The sequence below is a fragment of the Pseudarthrobacter sp. AG30 genome (genome assembly GCF_003116525.1).
Lineage (GTDB): Bacteria > Actinomycetota > Actinomycetes > Actinomycetales > Micrococcaceae > Arthrobacter.
The window spans coordinates 244,759-261,316 of sequence record NZ_QEHL01000009.1; the positions used below are offsets into that span (position 1 = coordinate 244,759).

Consider the following 16,558-nt stretch of genomic DNA (forward strand, 5'->3'; position numbering starts at 1 on the left):
AATGACCTTCGACGCCATCGGCATTGCCGGAACCGCCCTGACCGTCCATCGCAAGTGGCTGGACGCCGTCTCGGACAACCTGGCCAACATGAACACGGCAACCAGCACCAACGGCCCGGCGTTCCGCGCGCGCTACATCGAGGCCGCCGAAGGCCAAAACGGCACCGGCGTCTACGTCAAGAGCACCCCTGCCGGGGACGCCACCGGCCGCCTGGTGTACCAGCCGGATCACCCCCTGGCCGACGCCCAGGGGTACGTCCGCTACCCGGACATCGACCTGTCCGAGCAAATGGGCGCCCTGATCATCGCCCAGCGCGGATACCAGGCCAACGCCCAGGTGGTGGACCGCGCCCGCGAAACCTATTTGGCTGCACTTGAGATTGGAAAGTCCTGATGGCATTCGATGCGCTGAGCGCAATCAGCAATATCGCCGGAGCCGGAGCCACCACCGGCCGGGGCGTGCAGGCAGTGCAGGGGACCGGCTACGTTGATGGCCCGGCCGCCGCCGGAAGCACCCCCTCCGGCGGTGCCTTCGCCTCGGCCCTGACCGGCGCCGTCGACAATCTTCAGCAGCTGCAGTCCACGTCCAAGTCCCTGGCCGTCTCAGCCGTCACCGGCAACCTCGACGACATCCACGCCGCCACCATCGCCGCCACCCGCGCGCAGGTGACGCTGGAATTGGTGGCCTCCGTGCGCAACAAGGGCGTTGACGCCTTCAACGAGATCATGAGGATGCAGGCCTGATGCCCCCGCAGATTGCCGCGTTCTTCCGCAGACTGGGCTCCGGGGTCAAAGGGTTCACGCCGGCGCAGCGGACCCTGGCGATCCTGGGCGTCGCTGTCCTGGTCCTGGGTACCGTGGCGCTGGGTGCATGGCTGGGCAAGCCAGCCTACTCGCCCCTTTTCTCCGGGCTGAAGGATACCGACGCGAACGGCATCGTGGAGCAGCTGCGCAAGGACAACGTGCCCTACGAGATCGCCAACGGCGGCTCCACCATCCTGGTGCCCGAGGAGAAGGTCTACGACGAGCGGCTCAAGGCTGCCGCCGCCGGGCTGCCGTCCGCCGCGGCCACCGGGTACTCGCTGCTGGACAAGCTGGGCGTCACGTCCTCCGAGTTCCAGCAGTCCGTCACGTACAAGCGCGCCCTGGAAGGCGAACTGGCCTCCACCATCCAGGCCATGGACGGGGTCAAGACGGCCGCCGTGCGGCTCGCGATCCCGGAAAAGTCGGTCTTCGTGGACAAAACCCCGGACCCCACCGCATCCGTGTTCGTGGAGACCCAGCCGGGCACCACGTTGTCCCCGGACAAGGTGCAGGCCGTGGTCCACCTGACCTCGGCGGCCATCGAGAACCTCAAACCAGCCAACGTGTCGGTGGTGGACTCGCAGGGCAACGTGCTCTCTGCCATCGGCGGAGCTGCCACCGGGTCCTCCTCCAAGCAGGCCGCCGAATACCAGCAACGCACCACCGACTCCGTCAAGGCCGTGCTGGACAGCGTCGTGGGCCCGGGGAACGCCACCGTGGCCGTGGCAGCGGACGTGACCGGGGAATCGGCACAACAGCGCAGCGAGACGTTCACTGCCGCCGACGGCGTCCCCGCCCTCAGCGAGACCACCAAGACCGAGAAATTCACCGGCACCGGCGGCGGGGGAGCGGCCGGCGTGCTGGGACCGGACAACATCGCCGTGCCGGGCAGCACCAACGGCAACGGCACGTTCGACTCCTCGGACACCACCAAGAACAACGCCGTCAACAAGGTCACCGAGGACCGGACCATCCCGCAGGGTGCCGTGAAGCGCCAAACCATTTCCGTGGCCATCAACCAGGCCGCGGCCGCCGGGGTCAACCTCACGTCCGTGCGGTCCCTGGTGACCGCCGCGGCCGGGGCTGATCCCGCCAGGGGCGACGTGGTCACCGTGGAGATGCTGCCGTTCAGCACGGCTGCCGCCGACAATGCCGCCGCTTCCCTCAACGCTGCCAAGGCCGACGCCGAGGCCGCCCGCCAGGCCGAGCTGATGAAGACGCTGGTCATTGCCGGCAGCATCCTGTTGGCCGCCCTCGCCCTGATCGTCGTGATGCTCATCGCCTGGCGCCGCCGCCAGCTGCGCGAGCCGGTGGACCTGGGCGTGGGCATCGAATACCCCGCCCTCCCCGGCGGCGCCGTCCAGGCCCTCGAAACCGCGCCGGCCACCTCCGCCATCCCGCTGCCCGCTCCGGTACCGCTGCCGCTCCCGGACGCCGAAGCCCTCGACGTCGAACGCCGGCGCGCGCAGATCGAGGCCATGGTGGCTGAGAGCCCGGCCCGCACCGCCGACTACCTGCGCGGCCTGATGGACGACAGGCAATCCGTATGACCGCCCAGCCCGGTACGGGCCTGGCCGCCCCGGTGAAGGCCGGCGCGCCGCTGTCCGGTCCACAGAAGGTGGCCGTGGTCCTGATGCAGATGAGCCCGGAAAACGCGGCAGCCGTCATGGCCCAGTTCTCCGAGGCGGAGGCCGAGGACATCGCCGCCGAGATCGTCCGGCTGCGCCGGGTCCCGCCGGCCGTCGCGGACCAGGTGATGGGCGAATTCCATGACATCGCGGTCAGCGGCCGCCGCACGGCCCGCGGCGGGCAGGAACTGGCCGTCGGGCTCCTGGAAGCGTCCTTCGGCGCGGACAAGGCTGCCGGCTTCATGGACCGGCTCGCGTCCACGATGGCTGGGAAATCCTTCGAGTTCCTGGAAATGATGGACGCCGGGCAGATCCTGGCGCTGATCGACGGCGAGCTGGCGCAAACCATCGCCCTGGTCCTGGCGCACCTGCGCCCGGCGAAGGCCTCGGCCGTGATGGCGGGCCTGGGCGAGGCGCAGCGCAGCGACGTCGCCCGGTGCATCGCGGTGATGGGTTCGCCCACGCCGGAGGCGGTGGGCATCGTGGCGGAGACGCTCAAGCAGCGCTCGGGAGCGGTGGTGTCGCAGGGCAAATCCACCGAGACGGTGGGCGGAATCCAGCCGTTGGTGGACATCATCAACCGTTCGGACGTGGCCACCGAACGGTCTGTGCTGGACGGCCTGGAAACCCTGGACCCGGCCCTTGCCACCGAGGTCCGGGCCCGGATGCTCACGTTCGTGGACATCGTGAAACTCGAGCGCCGGGACATCCAGCAGATCCTGCGCGGGGTGGCGCCCGAGGTGCTGGCCCTGGCCATGAAGGGTGCCCCGGCCGTGGTCCTGGATGCCGTCCGCAGCAACGTTTCGGGCCGCAACCAGGAGATCCTCGAGGCCGAGATGGCCAATGCCGGGCCGGTGCGGGCCTCGCAGGTGGAGGAAGCCCGGGCGGACATTGTCCGGTCCATCCGCGAGCTGGAAGCCAGCGGAGCCATTGTGGTGCGCCGCGGCGAGGAGGACGACCTTGTCTACTGACGCCGCCCCGGCAGCGGTGGTCTTCCCGCGCGTGCAGCAGTCCGCCCCGACCGAGTCCCGCGACCGCGGCTACGTGCAGGGCCACGCGGCGGGGTACGCGGCCGGCCTGCGCGCAGCCGCCGCGGATCAGGAACGCCAGGCCGATGCCATGCGTGCCGAGCATGACGCCGTGCTGGCCCACGCCCGCGAGTCCGCCGCCAGGGCAACCGCCCTCCTCCAGGCCGCGGCTGCCGCCTTCCAGCAGCGGTTCGCGCTGGTGCTGCAGGACAGCGAACAGGTGCTGGCCGCCGGTGCCCTGGAACTGGCGGAGGCAGTGCTCGGCTATGAAATGCACGACGGCGACCGCACCGCCCGCGCGGCGCTTCACCGGGCGCTGGGCGGCAGCACGTCCGCCGCACCGGCCGCCGTCCGCCTCCACCCGGCCGACATCGCGCTCCTGGACGGCGCCGGCGCCACCGCGGACGCCGCCGTCGACCTTGTTCCCGACTCTTCCCTGGCCCGCGGCGACGCCATCGCGGTCTACCCGGACGGCTGGCTGGACGCCCGGCTCCACACCGCAGTGGCCCGAGCCCGTGCGGCGCTGCTCGGCCCGGACAACGTGCCCGGAGGTGCGGCATGAGCATCTCCTGGCGCCCGTACGGCGCACGCTTCGCCGCAGCGGTGGGCGCAGCCGCCCCGGAACGGGTGGGCACCGTGACCGCGGTCCTGGGCCTCGGCCTGGAAATCACCGGGCTCGAGTGCGCGGTGGGGGACCTGGTCACCGTGGGTGACGGCCCCGGGCTGGACGCCGAGGTGGTGGCTTCCGTCAGCGGCGCCATCCGGTGCATGCCGCTGGGACGGCTGGCAGGGGTGGCCGCCGGCGATCCCGCCCGGTCCAAGGGCAGCCCGCTGCTGGTTCCCGCCGGCCCGGGCCTGAAGGGGCGCGTGCTGGACGGGCTGGGACGGCCCATCGACGGCAAGGGGCCGCTGACCGCCGGCCGGTACGTGCCCGCGGACAACGAATCGCCCTCCGCCATGCACCGGGCCCGAGTGTCCGCGCCCCTGCACACCGGGGTCCGGGTCCTGGACACCATGGCCACCCTGGGCAGGGGGCAGCGCATGGGGCTCTTTGCCGGGTCCGGGGTGGGCAAATCCTCACTGCTGTCCATGGTTGCCCGCGGCACCGACGCCGAAGTGTCCGTCATTGCCCTGGTGGGGGAGCGCGGCCGCGAAGTCCGCGAGTTCCTCGAAGACGACCTCGGACCGGAGGGACTGGCACGGTCCGTGGTGGTGGTGGCTACCTCGGACGAGCCCGCCCTGATGCGCCTCCGCTGCGCCGTGACCGCAACCCGGATCGCCGAATCCTTCCGGGAAGCCGGGCAGGACGTGGTGCTGATGATGGACTCGCTGACGCGGGTGGCCATGGCCCAGCGCGAGATCGGCCTGTCCGCCGGTGAACCGCCCGCCACCCGCGGCTACCCGCCGTCGACGTTTTCCATCCTGGCCCGGCTGCTGGAACGCGCCGGTACGGCCCGGGCTGGCTCAGTGACAGGTATCTACACCGTGCTGGTGGACGGCGATGACCACAACGAACCCATCGCGGACGCCGCCCGTTCCATCCTGGACGGCCACGTGGTCCTGGACCGGAAGCTGGCCGTGACCGGGCATTTTCCGTCCGTTGACGTGCTGGGTTCGGTCTCGCGCGTGGCGTCAAAGGTCAACCCGCCGGAGCGGACGGCGGTGGCGGGCTCGCTGCGGAAGGTGCTGGCCGCACGCCGGGCCGCCCAGGACTTGATCGACGTCGGCGCCTACCACCGCGGCACGAACCCGCTGGTGGATGCGGCGCTGGACAACGAGCCGGCCATCAATGCCTTCCTGCAGCAGCGCATGGACGATTCCACCCCGCCGGACATGGCCTGGCAGGCGCTCACCTCCCTGACCAACCGCCTGGGCACGCCCCTCGAAGGAGCCGCATGAACCGCCAGTTTCCCCTCGCCGGACTGCTGAGGCTGCGCCAGCTGCAGCAGGACCAGGCAGCCACCGGCATGGCGCGTGCCGCCTCCCGCTCCGAGGATGCCCACGGCCGGCGCGCTGCGGCGCGGAAGGAACTCGGCGATTCCGTCGATTCCGCGGTCAGTTCGTCCTCCCTGCTGGCCCTCGCGGCCGCCCGGGCATCCTCCCAGAGCATGCTGGCGGACCTCGACGCGCTGTCCGCCGCGGCGGAGGCGGACCTGGCCGAGGCCCGCGCAGACTACACGCAGGCCCGGCGGATGGCGGTGGGGCTGGAGAAGCTCGAGCTCCGCCACGATGCCGAGCTGGCCGCCGCAGAACTGCACGCAGAACAGGGCGTCCTTGACGAGATCGCCGCCACCTCGTGGCACCGCAAGGCCGGGGAGGCGACGTCATGAGCATGGCCGAAATCATTGGGCGGATCGGAACCATCGAGTCCATGATCAGCGAACTCTCGCGGCCCCTTTCTACGGCGGCTCCGGCGGCGGCCGCCTCCGGCACGTCAGCGGCGAATGCGGCGGCGTTCGAATCAGCGTTGGCCGCTGCCGGTACGGATGCGGGTGCCGGGGCGGGATTGCTTGCTTCATCGGGGCTGGCGGGGCTGGCGGGGCCGGGCGGCGTCACGGGACTTGGCGGCAGCACGGGCCTGTCCGGCATTGCCGGAACCGCTGGGCTTGCCGGAAACACTGGGCTCACCGGAATCTCCGGGCCCTCCGGGACGGCTGCGGCGTCCGCTCCGGCAGCGCCCGGAAAGGCCACCGGCACCGACGTGGTGGCCACCGCCAGGAAGTACATCGGCGTCCCTTACGTGTGGGGCGGCACCAACCCGGCCACCGGCATGGACTGCTCCGGGTTCGTGCAGCGGGTCTTCAAGGACCTGGGCGTGGAACTCCCGCGCGTGGTCAGCGACCAGATGAAGGTGGGCACGCCGGTGGCGTCCCTCGCCGAGGCCAAACCGGGAGACCTGCTGGTCAGCTTCGGCGGGAACCACATCTCCATCTACCTGGGCAACGGCAAGGCGATCGACGCGCCCGTCCCCGGCCAGACCATCCAGGTCCGGGATGCATGGGAACAGCAGTCGAACCTGACGGCCATCCGCCGCATCGTCCCTGCTGGGCAGGGCGCCTGATGCCGGCGGCGGTCCTTCTTCCCACCGCGCCGCCCGCGGCGGCGCGGGCCGGGGCCTCTGCAGGGGCGGCGCCTGACCGGGACGGCGGGGCCGGGTTCGGCGCGGTGCTCGGCGGCGTGCTGGCCGGCCCTTCCCCTCAACCGAACGTTCCTGTGCAAGGCAACGGCGGGGATGCCAAAGACACCACGGACGACGCCGGTACCGCGGTGGCCGGGCAGCCCGCCCCCGTGCAGGGTTCCGTTGCGGCGTTGCTGGCTGCTGCCGGGATGGTTCCGGCTCAGGCCCACGCAACCCCCGCGGCACCAGGCATGGCGGCAGCCACGGCACCAGGCACGGCGGCGCCAGGGACGGTAGGAGTCCCGGCACCAGATCCGGTCGCTGGCGCTGCAGCGTCCGGGTCCACGGCAGCGGCCCCTGTCGCGCCAGCGGCCTGGGACGGCAGGCAGCAGCCCGCTCCGCCGGCGGCCCCCGGCGCTGTGGCAGCCAGTGCTGTGGCTGCCGGTGCGGTGGTGGCAGGCGAAGTGGTGGCCGGCGCTGCGCCTGACGCCGGCGTGTTTCCTCCCGTGACTGCAGGCCCGGCGGCCGCGCGCGCTACAAGCCTTCACGCCCCGGCCCCCGGTATTGCAGGATCGGTGCCGGAGGCGGCTGCGACCACGGCTCCTGAGCCGGCTGCCGCCATGGGGGCAGGGGCTTCCGGCCCCGCCGCGCCGGCCCTGGCTGATGCCGCCGGCACCGGTAAACCCCTGGGTCGGCCCGGGGCAGGGGAGCCGCACGCCGAGTCCGGAACCGTTCAAGGCAACCCTGCGCCGGGCAACGGCGGACTGCCCCCGGTGGCTGTGCCCGCGCAGGTTCCCGCAGCACCCCAGCCCGCTCCCACCGCCCTTCCTGCCGCGGCAGCCGGTCCTGCACCCTTCAGCCACCCGGCAAGGCTGACACCGCAGCTGGCCGGCCCGTTGTTCTCCTTGGCCAGCGCCGCGCCCGGGGAACATGTGATGACCCTGAAGGTGTCCCCGGAGGGATTGGGTCCGCTGACCGTGCGGGCCCACATCGGCGCCACCGGGGTGCGCATTGAGCTGTTCGCCCCGGCGGACGCCGGACGCGACGCCTTGCGGACCATCCTGCCCGAGCTGCGCCGCGGCCTGGCCGAATCCGGCCTCGCCGCCAACCTCAACCTCTCGCAGCACGGCGCCCCGCCGGATCCGAACCCGGGGGGACCCGGCGGCCAGGCGCCCGGGCAGCACCGTGAACGGGCCGGCCAGCCCCGGCCGGGACAGCCCGCCGCGGCACCGTCCGATGCTGCCCGCCCTTCCCGGCTCCGCGCCGGCGTCGTCCTTTCCGGAAACCGCCCCGGTGTCCTGGACATCCTGGCCTAGCCCGCAACCCATGAAAGAGAGCCACCCATGACCGTCGAAGCCGTCGGCGCCACCACCGGAATCCAGGCAGGCGCCACCGCGCGCAAGCCCGTCCAGAGCATGGATTCGGACGTCTTCATGAAACTCCTGGTCACGCAGCTCAAGTACCAGGACCCGGGCGCACCCATGGACACCAACCAGATGATGGCCCAGTCCGTGCAGCTGTCCATGATGGAGAAAATGACCGAGCTCTCCGGCGGCGCAAAGGAAAGCTTCTCCCTGCAGATGCGCACCGCTGCGGCCCAGATCGTGGGGTCGGAGGTGGGCTACACCTTGGCTGACGGGACCACCGGCAGCGGCGTGGCCAGCGCCGTGTCCTTCGCCACCGGGGTGCCGCTGGTGACCGTGGGGGCCGCCAAAGTCCCGCTCGATTCCCTCACCGGGATCAGCGCCTCCGCCCCGAAGAAATAACTCCACGACACCGCCCTACCCACCCGCCCCACCCGACGAAAGGCCCACCCATGCTGCGTTCCCTGTACTCCGGCATCTCCGGACTCCGCGCCCACCAGACCATGCTGGACGTCACCGGCAACAACATCGCCAACGTGAACACCACCGGCTTCAAAGCCTCCGCCACCCAGTTCCAGGACACGCTCTCGCAGATGACGCAGCCGGCCGCCGCGGGACAGGACGGCGGCGCCGGTACCAACCCGGCCCAGATCGGCCTGGGCGTGCGGGTGGCGGGCATCAGCACCAACTTCGGGCAGGGCTCGGCGCAGACCACCGGCAAGGCGTCGGACCTGATGATTTCGGGCGACGGCTTCTTCGTCACCGGCAAGGGTGTGCAGACGTTCTACACCCGCGCGGGCGCCTTCGAACCGGACAACGCGGGCCGGCTGGTCAGCCCGGACGGCGGCATCTTGCAGGGCTGGACCGCGGTCAACGGGGTGGTCAACACCGGCGGAGCGCTGGGCGCCATCGTGGTTTCGCCCAACACCACCTCGCCCGCCGTCGCCACCACCACGGCGGCCCTGGACGGGAACCTGCCGGCGGACGCCGCGGTGGGCACCGTGCTGGAACGCCAGGTTAAGGTGTTCAACGCCGACGGCGCCGCCCGGACACTGGATCTGACCTTCAGCAAGACGGCGGCCGGCTGGGACGTGGCCGGCAAGGACGCCAACGGCGCCACCGGCGCCTCTGCCATGACGTTCCAGAACGGTGCGCTGGCCTCCGGCGGCACCCTGGCCGTTGGCGGCATCACCGTGAACCTGGGCACCGTCACCGGGTACGCGGGGATGAGCACGCTCACCGTCGCCGGGCAGAACGGGGCCGAGGCCGGAACCCTGCAGTCCTACACCCTGGCCCCGGACGGGTCCGTGGTGGGGTCCTTCAGCAACGGCAGCCGCTCCGTCCTGGCACGAGTTGCGCTGGCCAAGTTCGCCAACCCGGGCGGCCTGGAGAAGGCCGGCGGGTCATCCTTCGTGGCGACCGGAAATTCAGGTGCTGTGCAGGTGGGGACGCCGGGCGCCGCCGGGATGGGCACCCTGGCCACCGGGTCCCTGGAAATGTCCAACGTGGACCTGTCCCAGGAGTTCACCAACCTGATCGTGGCGCAGCGCGGGTTCCAGGCCAACGCTCGCATCATCACCACCTCGGATGAGGTCCTCCAGGAACTGTCCAACCTGAAGCGATGACGCTCCGGATCCGACGCCGGGCCGCGGCGCCCGCGGCGCAGCCATGCTTGGGCCCAGCGGCGACGCTTCGGCGCGGTGCTTAGTTGTGCTTCAGGCGGCCCAGCCGCGGGCAACGGCGTCCAGGGCGGCGGCGTAGACGGCGGCCCAGTCGGCATCCGGTGGGCCGACTTGTGCCAGTTCCAGGCTGACCAGGCCATGGACCTGGCCCCAGATGGCGGCGGCGACCAGTTCCACGGGCGCTTCCAGAAGGGTCCCCGCGGACTGTGCAGAAGCGACGGCGTCCATCAGCGGCTGCATGGCATTGAGGGCAACGTCCGGGTCTGGCCGGCACTCGACGTAGGCGGCCAGCACGCCGCCAAACATCAGCCGGTAGAGTGCCTGGTGCTCCAGGGCCCAGGCCCGGTACGCCGTGCCAAGCCCCTGCAGGCCGCCGGCGGCTGCGGCCGCCTGCGACTCGCCGAACGAGCGGAAACCGTCCTCCACGACTGCGGTGAGCAGCTCTGATTTCCCGCCAAACAGAGAGTAAACGGCGGTGGTGGAGGTCCCCGCGGCCGCGGCCACGTCCCGCACCGTCACCCGCGCCGGACCAGTGCGGTCCACCAGTTCAGCCGTGACGGCCAACAGGTCCTGCCTCAGGGAATCGTTATGAACAACAGGTCTTGCCATGGACCCCATTGTTTCATAACCTTGTTTTGTAACAGCGTTACACAACACCGTGCCGAAGGGGTTCCCATGTCGCAGAAGGTATTTCCGGGCCGCTATACAGCCGATCCGGGCCGGGAGTCCGTCACGGTTTTCCTGATCGGGATGCGGGCCAACCGGTGGTGGAAGGTGGGGACCGTGGGGAGGGTCGGTGCCGCCATGGGGCGGATGCTTCAGCATTTGGGAGATGACCCGGCGGCGGGGATGCTCGGTTACCAGCAATGGGTGGGGCGCACCACCATGATGCTCAGCTACTGGGAAAGTCCGGAGCACCTGCGGAAGTTTGCGGCGGACAGGGATGCGCCCCATCTGGAACCCTGGCGCCGTTTCATGAAGGAGCTCGCCGGAACCGGGGACGTCGGCGTCTGGCATGAGACCTATCAGGTGCCCGCTGCCGGCATCGAGGTCATCTACAGCGGGATGCCGCTCTTCGGGCTCGCCAAGGCCACGAACCATGTCCCGGTCGGAGCAGGCACCAACACCGCCAAGCAGCGGATGGGGCGGGCTGCCCGCCCCGCCGGCGGTTCCTGACCGCAGGGGTTTGACGACGCCGAACCGGGCTGGGGCCAGGCGTCCCCCGCCGCGGGGCAATTGACGCGCGTTTCTTCCCGAGGTCCGGCTGCGCAGTAGAATCCGGATCTGACAGGAGAACAGATGACTGACGCAGCGAAACCATCCAGCCCTGCGCCGTACGTCCCGCGGCAGATCAGCGGGCCGGTGCTGATGGGCGTCGTGCCCGGCCAGCCGCTTGCCGTCGCGCACCGTGCCGCGGAGCTGGCGTTCAGCCTCGGAGTGAAGCTGGTCTGTGCCTACGTGGACGTCACCACCTACCTTGCCGGGGAGCCGGACGGCAGGGCGGAGGCCCGGCCGATCGACCCCGACGGGGTGGATGACGATATCGAAGGAATCGGTGCCACCATTGCCGCGGACCTCCGCGCAGCCTTGGACGGCTCCGGGATCGACTGGTCCTTCGTGACCCTTGCCGGTGACCCGGCCCGGGCGCTGGGACGCCTGGCGGAATCCGCCGATGCGTCCGTCATCGTGGTGGGCACCCGCGAGCGCGGACTCGGGGCCCGGCTTGAGGAAATGCTGGTGGGATCCGTGGCGGTGCACCTCACCCACCGCCAGCACCGGCCCGTGCTGGTGGTCCCGCTGTCGCCGCACAAGCACCAGCCCAAGGCGGGCCGATGATGGAACCGCCTGTCCCCGGCGCCCAGGCGCAGGCGGGCAACGCGGACAAGCGGGGGCACGACGACGGGACCGGGCGTCCGGAGGCCGGCGGCCGGGAGGCTGCGGCGGACCAGGGGACGCTTGGTACGGCGCGCCCGCACCGGCCGGTGCACCTGCATCCCGGGTTCCTGCTGGTCGTCATTGCGGGCGGCATCCTGGGGGCGCTGGCCCGTTTTGGACTGGCGGGCATCCTGCCTGCACCGGGTGGCTGGCCGGTTCCCACCCTGGCCATCAACCTTTCCGGCGCCTTCCTGCTCGGCCTCCTGCTGGAGGCCCTGGTGCGGCGGGGCCCTGACTCGGGTCGGCTTCGGCTGATCCGGCTGTTCGTCGGCACCGGGTTCCTGGGCGCGTTCACCACGTACAGTACCCTGGCGCTGGAAACGAACACCCTGTTCGGAGCCGGCCGCGTCGCGGACGCGCTGCTCTACGTGGCGGTCAGCGTGGTGGCGGGCGCGGCTGCCACCGTGGCGGGAATTTGGCTGGCGGCGGGCCCCCACGCACGGGCAACCGGCAGCCGGAAGGCTCTGAAGAAGGAGAACCGGTGAACGTCGCCACCATTATCCTGGTCGGCGTCGCCGGCGGGCTCGGGGCAGCCACCCGGTTCGTGGTGGACGGCTTGGTACGGTCCAGGGCCCGCACCGCCCTGCCGGTGGGAACCATCGTCATCAACGTCACGGGCTCGTTCCTGCTTGGCTTGCTCGCCGGCGCCGTGATCGTCCATGCCGCCCCTGTCGAGCTGCAGGCTATTGCCGGCACCGGCTTCCTGGGCGGGTACACCACGTTCAGCACAGCAAGCTTCGAAACCGTCCGGCTCATCCAGTCCCGCCGTACCGGGCTGGCCCTCCTCAACGGCATCGGCACCGCGGTGGCCGCGGTGGCCGCTGCTGCCGCCGGGCTTGCGCTCGGCAGCCTGTTCTAGCCGGGCAGGCCGGCGCGTCCCCAGGCGGCACCTGTTGCCGCGGTTTAATTCCCGTGCGCGCCGTACTCTTCGATCACCACGCCCGACTTGAACGAACGGGTCCCCGTCAGGGCGAACGACTGTGCAGCGAAGGGCTTGTTGCCGAACAGCGGAATGCCCGACCCGAACACCACGGGGTTTCGCTTCAGCACGAGCCGGTCAATCTCCGGCAGGAGCGAGCCGGCCAGCGCGCCGCCCCCGCACAGCCAGATGTCCAGGCCCTCTTCCCGTTTCAGTGCTCCGACGGCGGCCAATGGGTCGGCGGTCACGGTAATGGCGGGGTCCAGCGTGCGCGGGCTCCGGCTGGCCACAATTTGCCGAAGATGCGGATACGGGCTGCTGATTCCGGCGTCGAGTGCCGGGGCCAGGGTGTTCCACCCCATGATCACCGTATCGAACCGTGTTCCGGGTGGCTCCGTGCCGAGTGCACTGTGTACGTGTGCGGGCAGGGCGTCGGCGTAATCGCCGAACACGAATGACATGTGGTCGCCGTCGGCAAGGAAGGCATCGAATCCGCCGGTTGGGTCGGCAATGTATCCGTCGATGCTCACGGCAACGTAGTAAACGAGTTCTCGCATGGTTTCTCCAATCACGACACCTGTCGTAGTTAAAGTACAACAGGCGTCGTGGTTTGGCTAGCATGATCCGTATGGCCCGAAACGATGAACGACGTTCCACCCTTGCCGACGCCGGCATCCGCGTCCTCGCCGAGGAAGGCGCCCGCGGCCTCACGCATCGGGCCGTCGACGCCGCGGCCGGTGCGCCCCGGGGGACTGCCTCCAACTACTTCCCCACCCGGGACGACCTCATCGCCGCGTTGGTTGACCGGATCGGAGAGCGGCTGACTCCTGATCCGGCCGCCAACCCGGGGCAGGGCCGGGAACCGGACAGGGCACTGTTCGCCGCGTACCTGCGTGACGTTGTGCGGCGGCTCGGTGCCGACCCCCACGTGTCCCTCGCGCTTTTCGAGCTGCGGCTGGAAGCTGCCCGGCGTCCGGCTGTTGCCGACTCGCTGGGCAAGTGGCGGCAACGCGCCTTCGAAGACGACGTGAAATTCAATGACCGGGCCGGACTGCCCGGAGGCCGAACAGAGCTGGCCCTGTTCCACTACGCCATCGACGGGCTCATGCTGGACCACCTCACCGTCCCGCTGACCACGGGACTCTCCCTCGACGCCGTCGTGGACGAACTGGTGGACCGGATCCTCAAATAAACCGTCGCCCCGCGTTGTGCCAGGTCAAACGCCTGGCCAAGCGTTGATCGGGCGGCCGGGCGGTGTTACCGTGGGGCCCGATTGGGGGATGCATGGTGTTGTTGCTCGGGTGGGTCATGTTGGAGCACTTTGTCTGCGCCGACGTCGCAATCCGCACAACGCTCAGCGCGGGAATGCCCCCGGTGACCGCCCTCCTCCTCGTGGCCCTGGTCGTTGCCCTGACAGTCCTCATGGCCTGCGCCTCGCATGCGCTGCTCCGCACCCTCCTGGCCGGACGCGGCCACGCCGCGGCACAGGGACTGGACGTCAGGCGCGGTTCGGTCCAAGTGTCCTTGGCTTGCTCCGTGCCCGTCGGCGGGGCGGGTCCCCGCGCTCCGGGCGCGCGCCGCCGTCGCCCCGGGAGCCTCCCCGCAGCACTCTAGGACCCACCGCCGGGTTCAGTCCGCCTATGGCAGGACCGCGGCCGCGTGCGGCGTGCGCCGTTCCTCCGGGCGACATCAGGACACTTCCCTGACAGCCGCCACAAGGAGCCCATCGCCATGTCCCGCAATACGTTGTTCTCTGCCCTCCGCAACCAGCCCCCGAGATACCGGGCAGCAACCCCCCGCCGCCTCGGGCTGCTGTGGCTGCTGGGCCGCCGGGCCTGCCGCCGTGCGGCCCTGCGAGCCACGCTGTTCGGCGGGTGGGTGTGGTTCGCCGCCGGCTCGCTGATCGGATTCGAAGCATTCGAGATCCTCTTCGGCACGTTTGCCCTGGCGCCCGAGCTGCTCCCGCTCGTCATCCTCGGCCTCGCGCTCACCTGGGGTGTCCGCCGCCAGCTGCGCCGGGCTTCCGTGCGTGTCCGCCGCCAGCTGCGCCGGGCTTCCGTGCGTGTCCGCGCGTATCGGCGCCGGGATCACCCTTGACCTAACGGCCCGGTCCGGGCGGCCGACAGTAGGGAGGGAACGCCCACCCAACAGAGCAGAAACGGCCCATGATCGTTGTCACCCGCCTCAACGGCACCCGCTTTGCCGTGAATCCGGATGTGATCGAGCGGATCCACGAGAGCCCGGACACGCACCTGGTCACGCTCGACGGCGCCACGTACGTTGTGCGCGAAAGCCTGGCTGAGGTTGTGGAGCTGATTGCGAACTACCGGGCCTATGTTCTCCGCCGGGCACGTGACCTGCCCGCAGCCCCCGGGCATTCGCTCAGCCTTGTCCGGACGCCCGAGGAGTAACCCATGGATCCCGCAACAATCATCGGGCTGCTGCTGGCCTTCGGCTCCGTCTTTGCCATGGTCACCCTGGAAGGCGCCAGCGTGGAGGCTCTCCTGCTGCCGGCGCCGATGGTCCTGGTGTTCGGTGCCACCCTGGCGGTGGGCCTGGCTGGCAACACCCTCCGGGACACCCTCCAGGCGTTCAAGGACCTGCCCCGGGCATTCGTGGCCAAGCCGGCCAAACCGCAGGACAGCATCGACCAGCTGGTGGGGTTCGCGGAGACTGCCCGCGGCGACGGCCTCCTGGCCCTGGAGGATGAGGCCGGCAAGGCCAAGGACCCGTTCCTGGCCCGTGCCCTGCAAAACATCGCCGACGGCACGGACGCCGAAGAGCTGCGGATGCTCATGGAAGACGAGATCGACACCAAGCAGCGCCGCGACCGGATCTCCAGCAAGTTTTTCGCCAGCCTGGGCGGGTACGCACCCACCATCGGCATCATCGGCACGGTGGTGTCGCTGACCCACGTCCTGGAAAACCTCTCCACCCCGGACCACCTGGGCCCCATGATCGCCACCGCGTTCGTGGCCACCCTGTGGGGCCTGGTGTCCGCGAACTTCCTGTGGCTGCCGTTCAGTTCCCGGCTCAAGCGCCTCTCTGACCTGGAAATCGAGCGGATGACCCTGCTGATGGAAGGCATGCTCGCGGTGCAGAACGGCACCCAGCCGCTGCTGCTCGCCGAACGGCTCAACGCCATGGTTCCGGCCGGGCAGGCCAAAGGCAAGGGCAAAACCAAGGGCGCCCCGGCCGCCGGCGAGCTCTCGGACCTGGGCCGGGCCGCTTGAGCAGGCGCCGCCGCCGGAGCCACGAGCCGGAGGAAGAACACGTGGACGAACGGTGGATGGCGTCCTACATGGACATGGTCACCGTGCTCATGTGCATGTTCATCGTCCTGTTCGCCATGTCCACCGTGGACCAGGCCAAGTTCGACAAGCTCCGCAACTCCCTGGCCACCGGATTCGGGGCGGTGGCCACGCAGACGGTGGACACCGCCAGCGGAACCGTGGTGCCGCCCGAGCAGATCAACAAGGATGCCGAAGCCTTCTCCTCCCTGGAACTGGCCATCAAAGAGGTGGACCGGCTCACCGCCCTGCAGCAGAAAATGCAGTCGGACCTCAAGGCCGGCCAGTTGGACGCCAATGTCCAGTTCCAGGTCACCGAGCGTGGCCTGACCGTGAAACTGGTGGGCTCGCAGGCCTTTTTCCTGCCGGACCGGCCCGAGCTCACTCCGCGCGCCAGCCAGGTCCTGGACACCATCAGCCCCACCCTGGCCCCGGCCGGCCTGGAGATCATGGTGGAAGGCCACGCCGCCAACGGCATCACCTCGTTCCCGTCCACCTGGGAGCTGTCCTCCGCACGGTCCGTCAACGTGTTGCGCTACCTGGTGGACCGCGGGGGAGTGCCGCCGGGCAGGATCGGGGCGGTGGCGTTCGGGTCCGCCCGCCAGGTCAACGACGATTCCACCGAGGAACTCATGGAACTGAACCGCCGGGTGGACGTGGTGGTCCTCTCGGACAAGGCGGAGGCCATCCGGGCGCTCATTCCGGAAGCCATCAAAGTGGAGGCCGCGAAACCGGCCCCGTAAGGGACAAGAACACCGGTCCAACCTGCTTACGCGCCGGGAACCGCTGC

23 protein-coding genes are annotated in these 16,558 nt (G+C 70.2%); 21 read left to right on the plus strand and 2 right to left on the minus strand.

Features of this window, described 5'->3' with window-relative positions; translation table 11 throughout:
• Position 1: 1 nt before the first annotated feature.
• From DC347_RS10165 to DC347_RS10215, 11 genes are read left to right on the plus strand one after another with little or no spacing between them, the layout of a single operon-like run.
• A complete protein-coding gene (locus DC347_RS10165; protein WP_109045291.1) occupies positions 2–394 on the plus strand; it encodes a flagellar basal body rod protein FlgC in 393 nt (130 codons plus the stop codon).
• Positions 394–744: a flagellar hook-basal body complex protein FliE gene (gene fliE, locus DC347_RS10170; RefSeq protein WP_109045292.1), complete on the plus strand. Its 351-nt coding sequence runs from the start codon at positions 394–396 to the stop codon at positions 742–744. The genes DC347_RS10165 and fliE overlap by 1 nt, the downstream gene beginning before the upstream one ends.
• Positions 744–2,354 (plus strand): flagellar basal-body MS-ring/collar protein FliF, encoded by a 1,611-nt coding sequence (fliF, locus tag DC347_RS10175; RefSeq protein WP_109045293.1) that lies wholly within the window; start codon positions 744–746, stop codon positions 2,352–2,354. The genes fliE and fliF overlap by 1 nt, the downstream gene beginning before the upstream one ends.
• Positions 2,351–3,403, plus strand: coding sequence for a flagellar motor switch protein FliG (gene fliG / locus DC347_RS10180; RefSeq protein ID WP_109045294.1), 1,053 nt, complete (start codon positions 2,351–2,353; stop codon positions 3,401–3,403). The genes fliF and fliG overlap by 4 nt, the downstream gene beginning before the upstream one ends.
• Entirely contained in the window at positions 3,393–4,022 is a 630-nt protein-coding gene (locus tag DC347_RS10185) for a FliH/SctL family protein (protein WP_133247078.1), read from the plus strand. The genes fliG and DC347_RS10185 overlap by 11 nt, the downstream gene beginning before the upstream one ends.
• Positions 4,019–5,359: a FliI/YscN family ATPase gene (locus DC347_RS10190; RefSeq protein WP_109045296.1), complete on the plus strand. Its 1,341-nt coding sequence runs from the start codon at positions 4,019–4,021 to the stop codon at positions 5,357–5,359. Before DC347_RS10185 ends, DC347_RS10190 begins: the two co-directional genes overlap by 4 nt.
• Positions 5,356–5,790, plus strand: coding sequence for a flagellar FliJ family protein (locus DC347_RS10195; protein WP_109045297.1), 435 nt, complete (start codon positions 5,356–5,358; stop codon positions 5,788–5,790). The genes DC347_RS10190 and DC347_RS10195 overlap by 4 nt, the downstream gene beginning before the upstream one ends.
• A complete protein-coding gene (locus DC347_RS10200) occupies positions 5,787–6,521 on the plus strand; it encodes a C40 family peptidase (protein WP_109045298.1) in 735 nt (244 codons plus the stop codon). Before DC347_RS10195 ends, DC347_RS10200 begins: the two co-directional genes overlap by 4 nt.
• Positions 6,521–7,894, plus strand: a complete 1,374-nt coding sequence (locus tag DC347_RS10205; RefSeq protein WP_109045299.1) for a flagellar hook-length control protein FliK — start codon at positions 6,521–6,523, stop codon at positions 7,892–7,894. The genes DC347_RS10200 and DC347_RS10205 overlap by 1 nt, the downstream gene beginning before the upstream one ends.
• Before the next feature lie 27 nt (positions 7,895–7,921).
• Entirely contained in the window at positions 7,922–8,344 is a 423-nt protein-coding gene (locus tag DC347_RS10210) for a flagellar hook assembly protein FlgD (protein ID WP_109045300.1), read from the plus strand.
• Between the two features lie 50 nt (positions 8,345–8,394).
• Positions 8,395–9,567, plus strand: coding sequence for a flagellar hook protein FlgE (locus tag DC347_RS10215; RefSeq protein WP_109045301.1), 1,173 nt, complete (start codon positions 8,395–8,397; stop codon positions 9,565–9,567).
• 90 nt (positions 9,568–9,657) lie between these two features.
• Here DC347_RS10215 and DC347_RS10220 read toward each other — a convergent pair whose 3' ends face one another.
• Positions 9,658–10,233 carry a TetR/AcrR family transcriptional regulator gene (locus DC347_RS10220; RefSeq protein ID WP_240617747.1) on the minus strand — a complete coding sequence of 192 codons (576 nt, stop codon included), beginning with the start codon at positions 10,231–10,233 and terminating at the stop codon, positions 9,658–9,660.
• A 66-nt stretch (positions 10,234–10,299) separates the two neighbouring features.
• On the opposite strand from DC347_RS10220, the gene DC347_RS10225 reads away from it, so the two are divergent.
• The 4 genes from DC347_RS10225 (at position 10,300) to crcB (ending at position 12,418) form a co-directional block, all read left to right on the plus strand.
• Positions 10,300–10,800 carry a DUF4188 domain-containing protein gene (locus DC347_RS10225; RefSeq protein WP_109045303.1) on the plus strand — a complete coding sequence of 167 codons (501 nt, stop codon included), beginning with the start codon at positions 10,300–10,302 and terminating at the stop codon, positions 10,798–10,800.
• Positions 10,801–10,923: 123 nt separating this feature from the next.
• Positions 10,924–11,460 (plus strand): universal stress protein, encoded by a 537-nt coding sequence (locus DC347_RS10230; RefSeq protein WP_109045304.1) that lies wholly within the window; start codon positions 10,924–10,926, stop codon positions 11,458–11,460.
• Positions 11,457–12,044 carry a CrcB family protein gene (locus tag DC347_RS10235; RefSeq protein ID WP_350224065.1) on the plus strand — a complete coding sequence of 196 codons (588 nt, stop codon included), beginning with the start codon at positions 11,457–11,459 and terminating at the stop codon, positions 12,042–12,044. The genes DC347_RS10230 and DC347_RS10235 overlap by 4 nt, the downstream gene beginning before the upstream one ends.
• A complete protein-coding gene (gene crcB / locus DC347_RS10240; protein WP_109045305.1) occupies positions 12,041–12,418 on the plus strand; it encodes a fluoride efflux transporter CrcB in 378 nt (125 codons plus the stop codon). Before DC347_RS10235 ends, crcB begins: the two co-directional genes overlap by 4 nt.
• Positions 12,419–12,462: 44 nt before the next feature.
• On the opposite strand, the gene DC347_RS10245 is transcribed toward crcB, so the two are convergent.
• Positions 12,463–13,035, minus strand: a complete 573-nt coding sequence (locus DC347_RS10245; protein ID WP_109045306.1) for a dihydrofolate reductase family protein — start codon at positions 13,033–13,035, stop codon at positions 12,463–12,465.
• A gap of 71 nt (positions 13,036–13,106) precedes the next feature.
• On the opposite strand from DC347_RS10245, the gene DC347_RS10250 reads away from it, so the two are divergent.
• From DC347_RS10250 to DC347_RS10275, 6 genes are all read left to right on the plus strand, one after another.
• Positions 13,107–13,670 carry a TetR/AcrR family transcriptional regulator gene (locus tag DC347_RS10250; RefSeq protein ID WP_109045307.1) on the plus strand — a complete coding sequence of 188 codons (564 nt, stop codon included), beginning with the start codon at positions 13,107–13,109 and terminating at the stop codon, positions 13,668–13,670.
• A gap of 92 nt (positions 13,671–13,762) precedes the next feature.
• Positions 13,763–14,092 (plus strand): hypothetical protein, encoded by a 330-nt coding sequence (locus tag DC347_RS10255; protein WP_109045308.1) that lies wholly within the window; start codon positions 13,763–13,765, stop codon positions 14,090–14,092.
• Between the two features lie 117 nt (positions 14,093–14,209).
• Positions 14,210–14,575, plus strand: coding sequence for a hypothetical protein (locus DC347_RS10260; RefSeq protein WP_109045309.1), 366 nt, complete (start codon positions 14,210–14,212; stop codon positions 14,573–14,575).
• Positions 14,576–14,643: 68 nt separating this feature from the next.
• Positions 14,644–14,889, plus strand: a complete 246-nt coding sequence (locus tag DC347_RS10265) for a flagellar FlbD family protein (RefSeq protein ID WP_109045310.1) — start codon at positions 14,644–14,646, stop codon at positions 14,887–14,889.
• Positions 14,890–14,892: 3 nt separating this feature from the next.
• Positions 14,893–15,711 (plus strand): motility protein A, encoded by an 819-nt coding sequence (locus DC347_RS10270; protein ID WP_109045311.1) that lies wholly within the window; start codon positions 14,893–14,895, stop codon positions 15,709–15,711.
• Positions 15,708–16,511, plus strand: coding sequence for a flagellar motor protein MotB (locus DC347_RS10275; RefSeq protein ID WP_109045312.1), 804 nt, complete (start codon positions 15,708–15,710; stop codon positions 16,509–16,511). Before DC347_RS10270 ends, DC347_RS10275 begins: the two co-directional genes overlap by 4 nt.
• Positions 16,512–16,558 lie beyond the last annotated feature (47 nt).

What these genes read in the sequence shown, in the direction of transcription:
- DC347_RS10165 (WP_109045291.1), top strand. Translation starts at nt 2, where the DNA reads ATGACCTTCGACGCCATCGGCATTGCCGGAACCGCCCTGACCGTCCAT.
- fliE (WP_109045292.1), top strand. Translation starts at nt 394, where the DNA reads ATGGCATTCGATGCGCTGAGCGCAATCAGCAATATCGCCGGAGCCGGA.
- fliF (WP_109045293.1), top strand. Translation starts at nt 744, where the DNA reads ATGCCCCCGCAGATTGCCGCGTTCTTCCGCAGACTGGGCTCCGGGGTC.
- fliG (WP_109045294.1), top strand. Translation starts at nt 2,351, where the DNA reads ATGACCGCCCAGCCCGGTACGGGCCTGGCCGCCCCGGTGAAGGCCGGC.
- DC347_RS10190 (WP_109045296.1), top strand. Translation starts at nt 4,019, where the DNA reads ATGAGCATCTCCTGGCGCCCGTACGGCGCACGCTTCGCCGCAGCGGTG.
- DC347_RS10195 (WP_109045297.1), top strand. Translation starts at nt 5,356, where the DNA reads ATGAACCGCCAGTTTCCCCTCGCCGGACTGCTGAGGCTGCGCCAGCTG.
- DC347_RS10200 (WP_109045298.1), top strand. Translation starts at nt 5,787, where the DNA reads ATGAGCATGGCCGAAATCATTGGGCGGATCGGAACCATCGAGTCCATG.
- DC347_RS10205 (WP_109045299.1), top strand. Translation starts at nt 6,521, where the DNA reads ATGCCGGCGGCGGTCCTTCTTCCCACCGCGCCGCCCGCGGCGGCGCGG.
- DC347_RS10210 (WP_109045300.1), top strand. Translation starts at nt 7,922, where the DNA reads ATGACCGTCGAAGCCGTCGGCGCCACCACCGGAATCCAGGCAGGCGCC.
- DC347_RS10215 (WP_109045301.1), top strand. Translation starts at nt 8,395, where the DNA reads ATGCTGCGTTCCCTGTACTCCGGCATCTCCGGACTCCGCGCCCACCAG.
- DC347_RS10220 (WP_240617747.1), bottom strand. Translation starts at nt 10,233, where the DNA reads ATGGCAAGACCTGTTGTTCATAACGATTCCCTGAGGCAGGACCTGTTG.
- DC347_RS10225 (WP_109045303.1), top strand. Translation starts at nt 10,300, where the DNA reads ATGTCGCAGAAGGTATTTCCGGGCCGCTATACAGCCGATCCGGGCCGG.
- DC347_RS10230 (WP_109045304.1), top strand. Translation starts at nt 10,924, where the DNA reads ATGACTGACGCAGCGAAACCATCCAGCCCTGCGCCGTACGTCCCGCGG.
- DC347_RS10235 (WP_350224065.1), top strand. Translation starts at nt 11,457, where the DNA reads ATGATGGAACCGCCTGTCCCCGGCGCCCAGGCGCAGGCGGGCAACGCG.
- DC347_RS10245 (WP_109045306.1), bottom strand. Translation starts at nt 13,035, where the DNA reads ATGCGAGAACTCGTTTACTACGTTGCCGTGAGCATCGACGGATACATT.
- DC347_RS10250 (WP_109045307.1), top strand. Translation starts at nt 13,107, where the DNA reads ATGGCCCGAAACGATGAACGACGTTCCACCCTTGCCGACGCCGGCATC.
- DC347_RS10255 (WP_109045308.1), top strand. Translation starts at nt 13,763, where the DNA reads ATGGTGTTGTTGCTCGGGTGGGTCATGTTGGAGCACTTTGTCTGCGCC.
- DC347_RS10260 (WP_109045309.1), top strand. Translation starts at nt 14,210, where the DNA reads ATGTCCCGCAATACGTTGTTCTCTGCCCTCCGCAACCAGCCCCCGAGA.
- DC347_RS10265 (WP_109045310.1), top strand. Translation starts at nt 14,644, where the DNA reads ATGATCGTTGTCACCCGCCTCAACGGCACCCGCTTTGCCGTGAATCCG.
- DC347_RS10270 (WP_109045311.1), top strand. Translation starts at nt 14,893, where the DNA reads ATGGATCCCGCAACAATCATCGGGCTGCTGCTGGCCTTCGGCTCCGTC.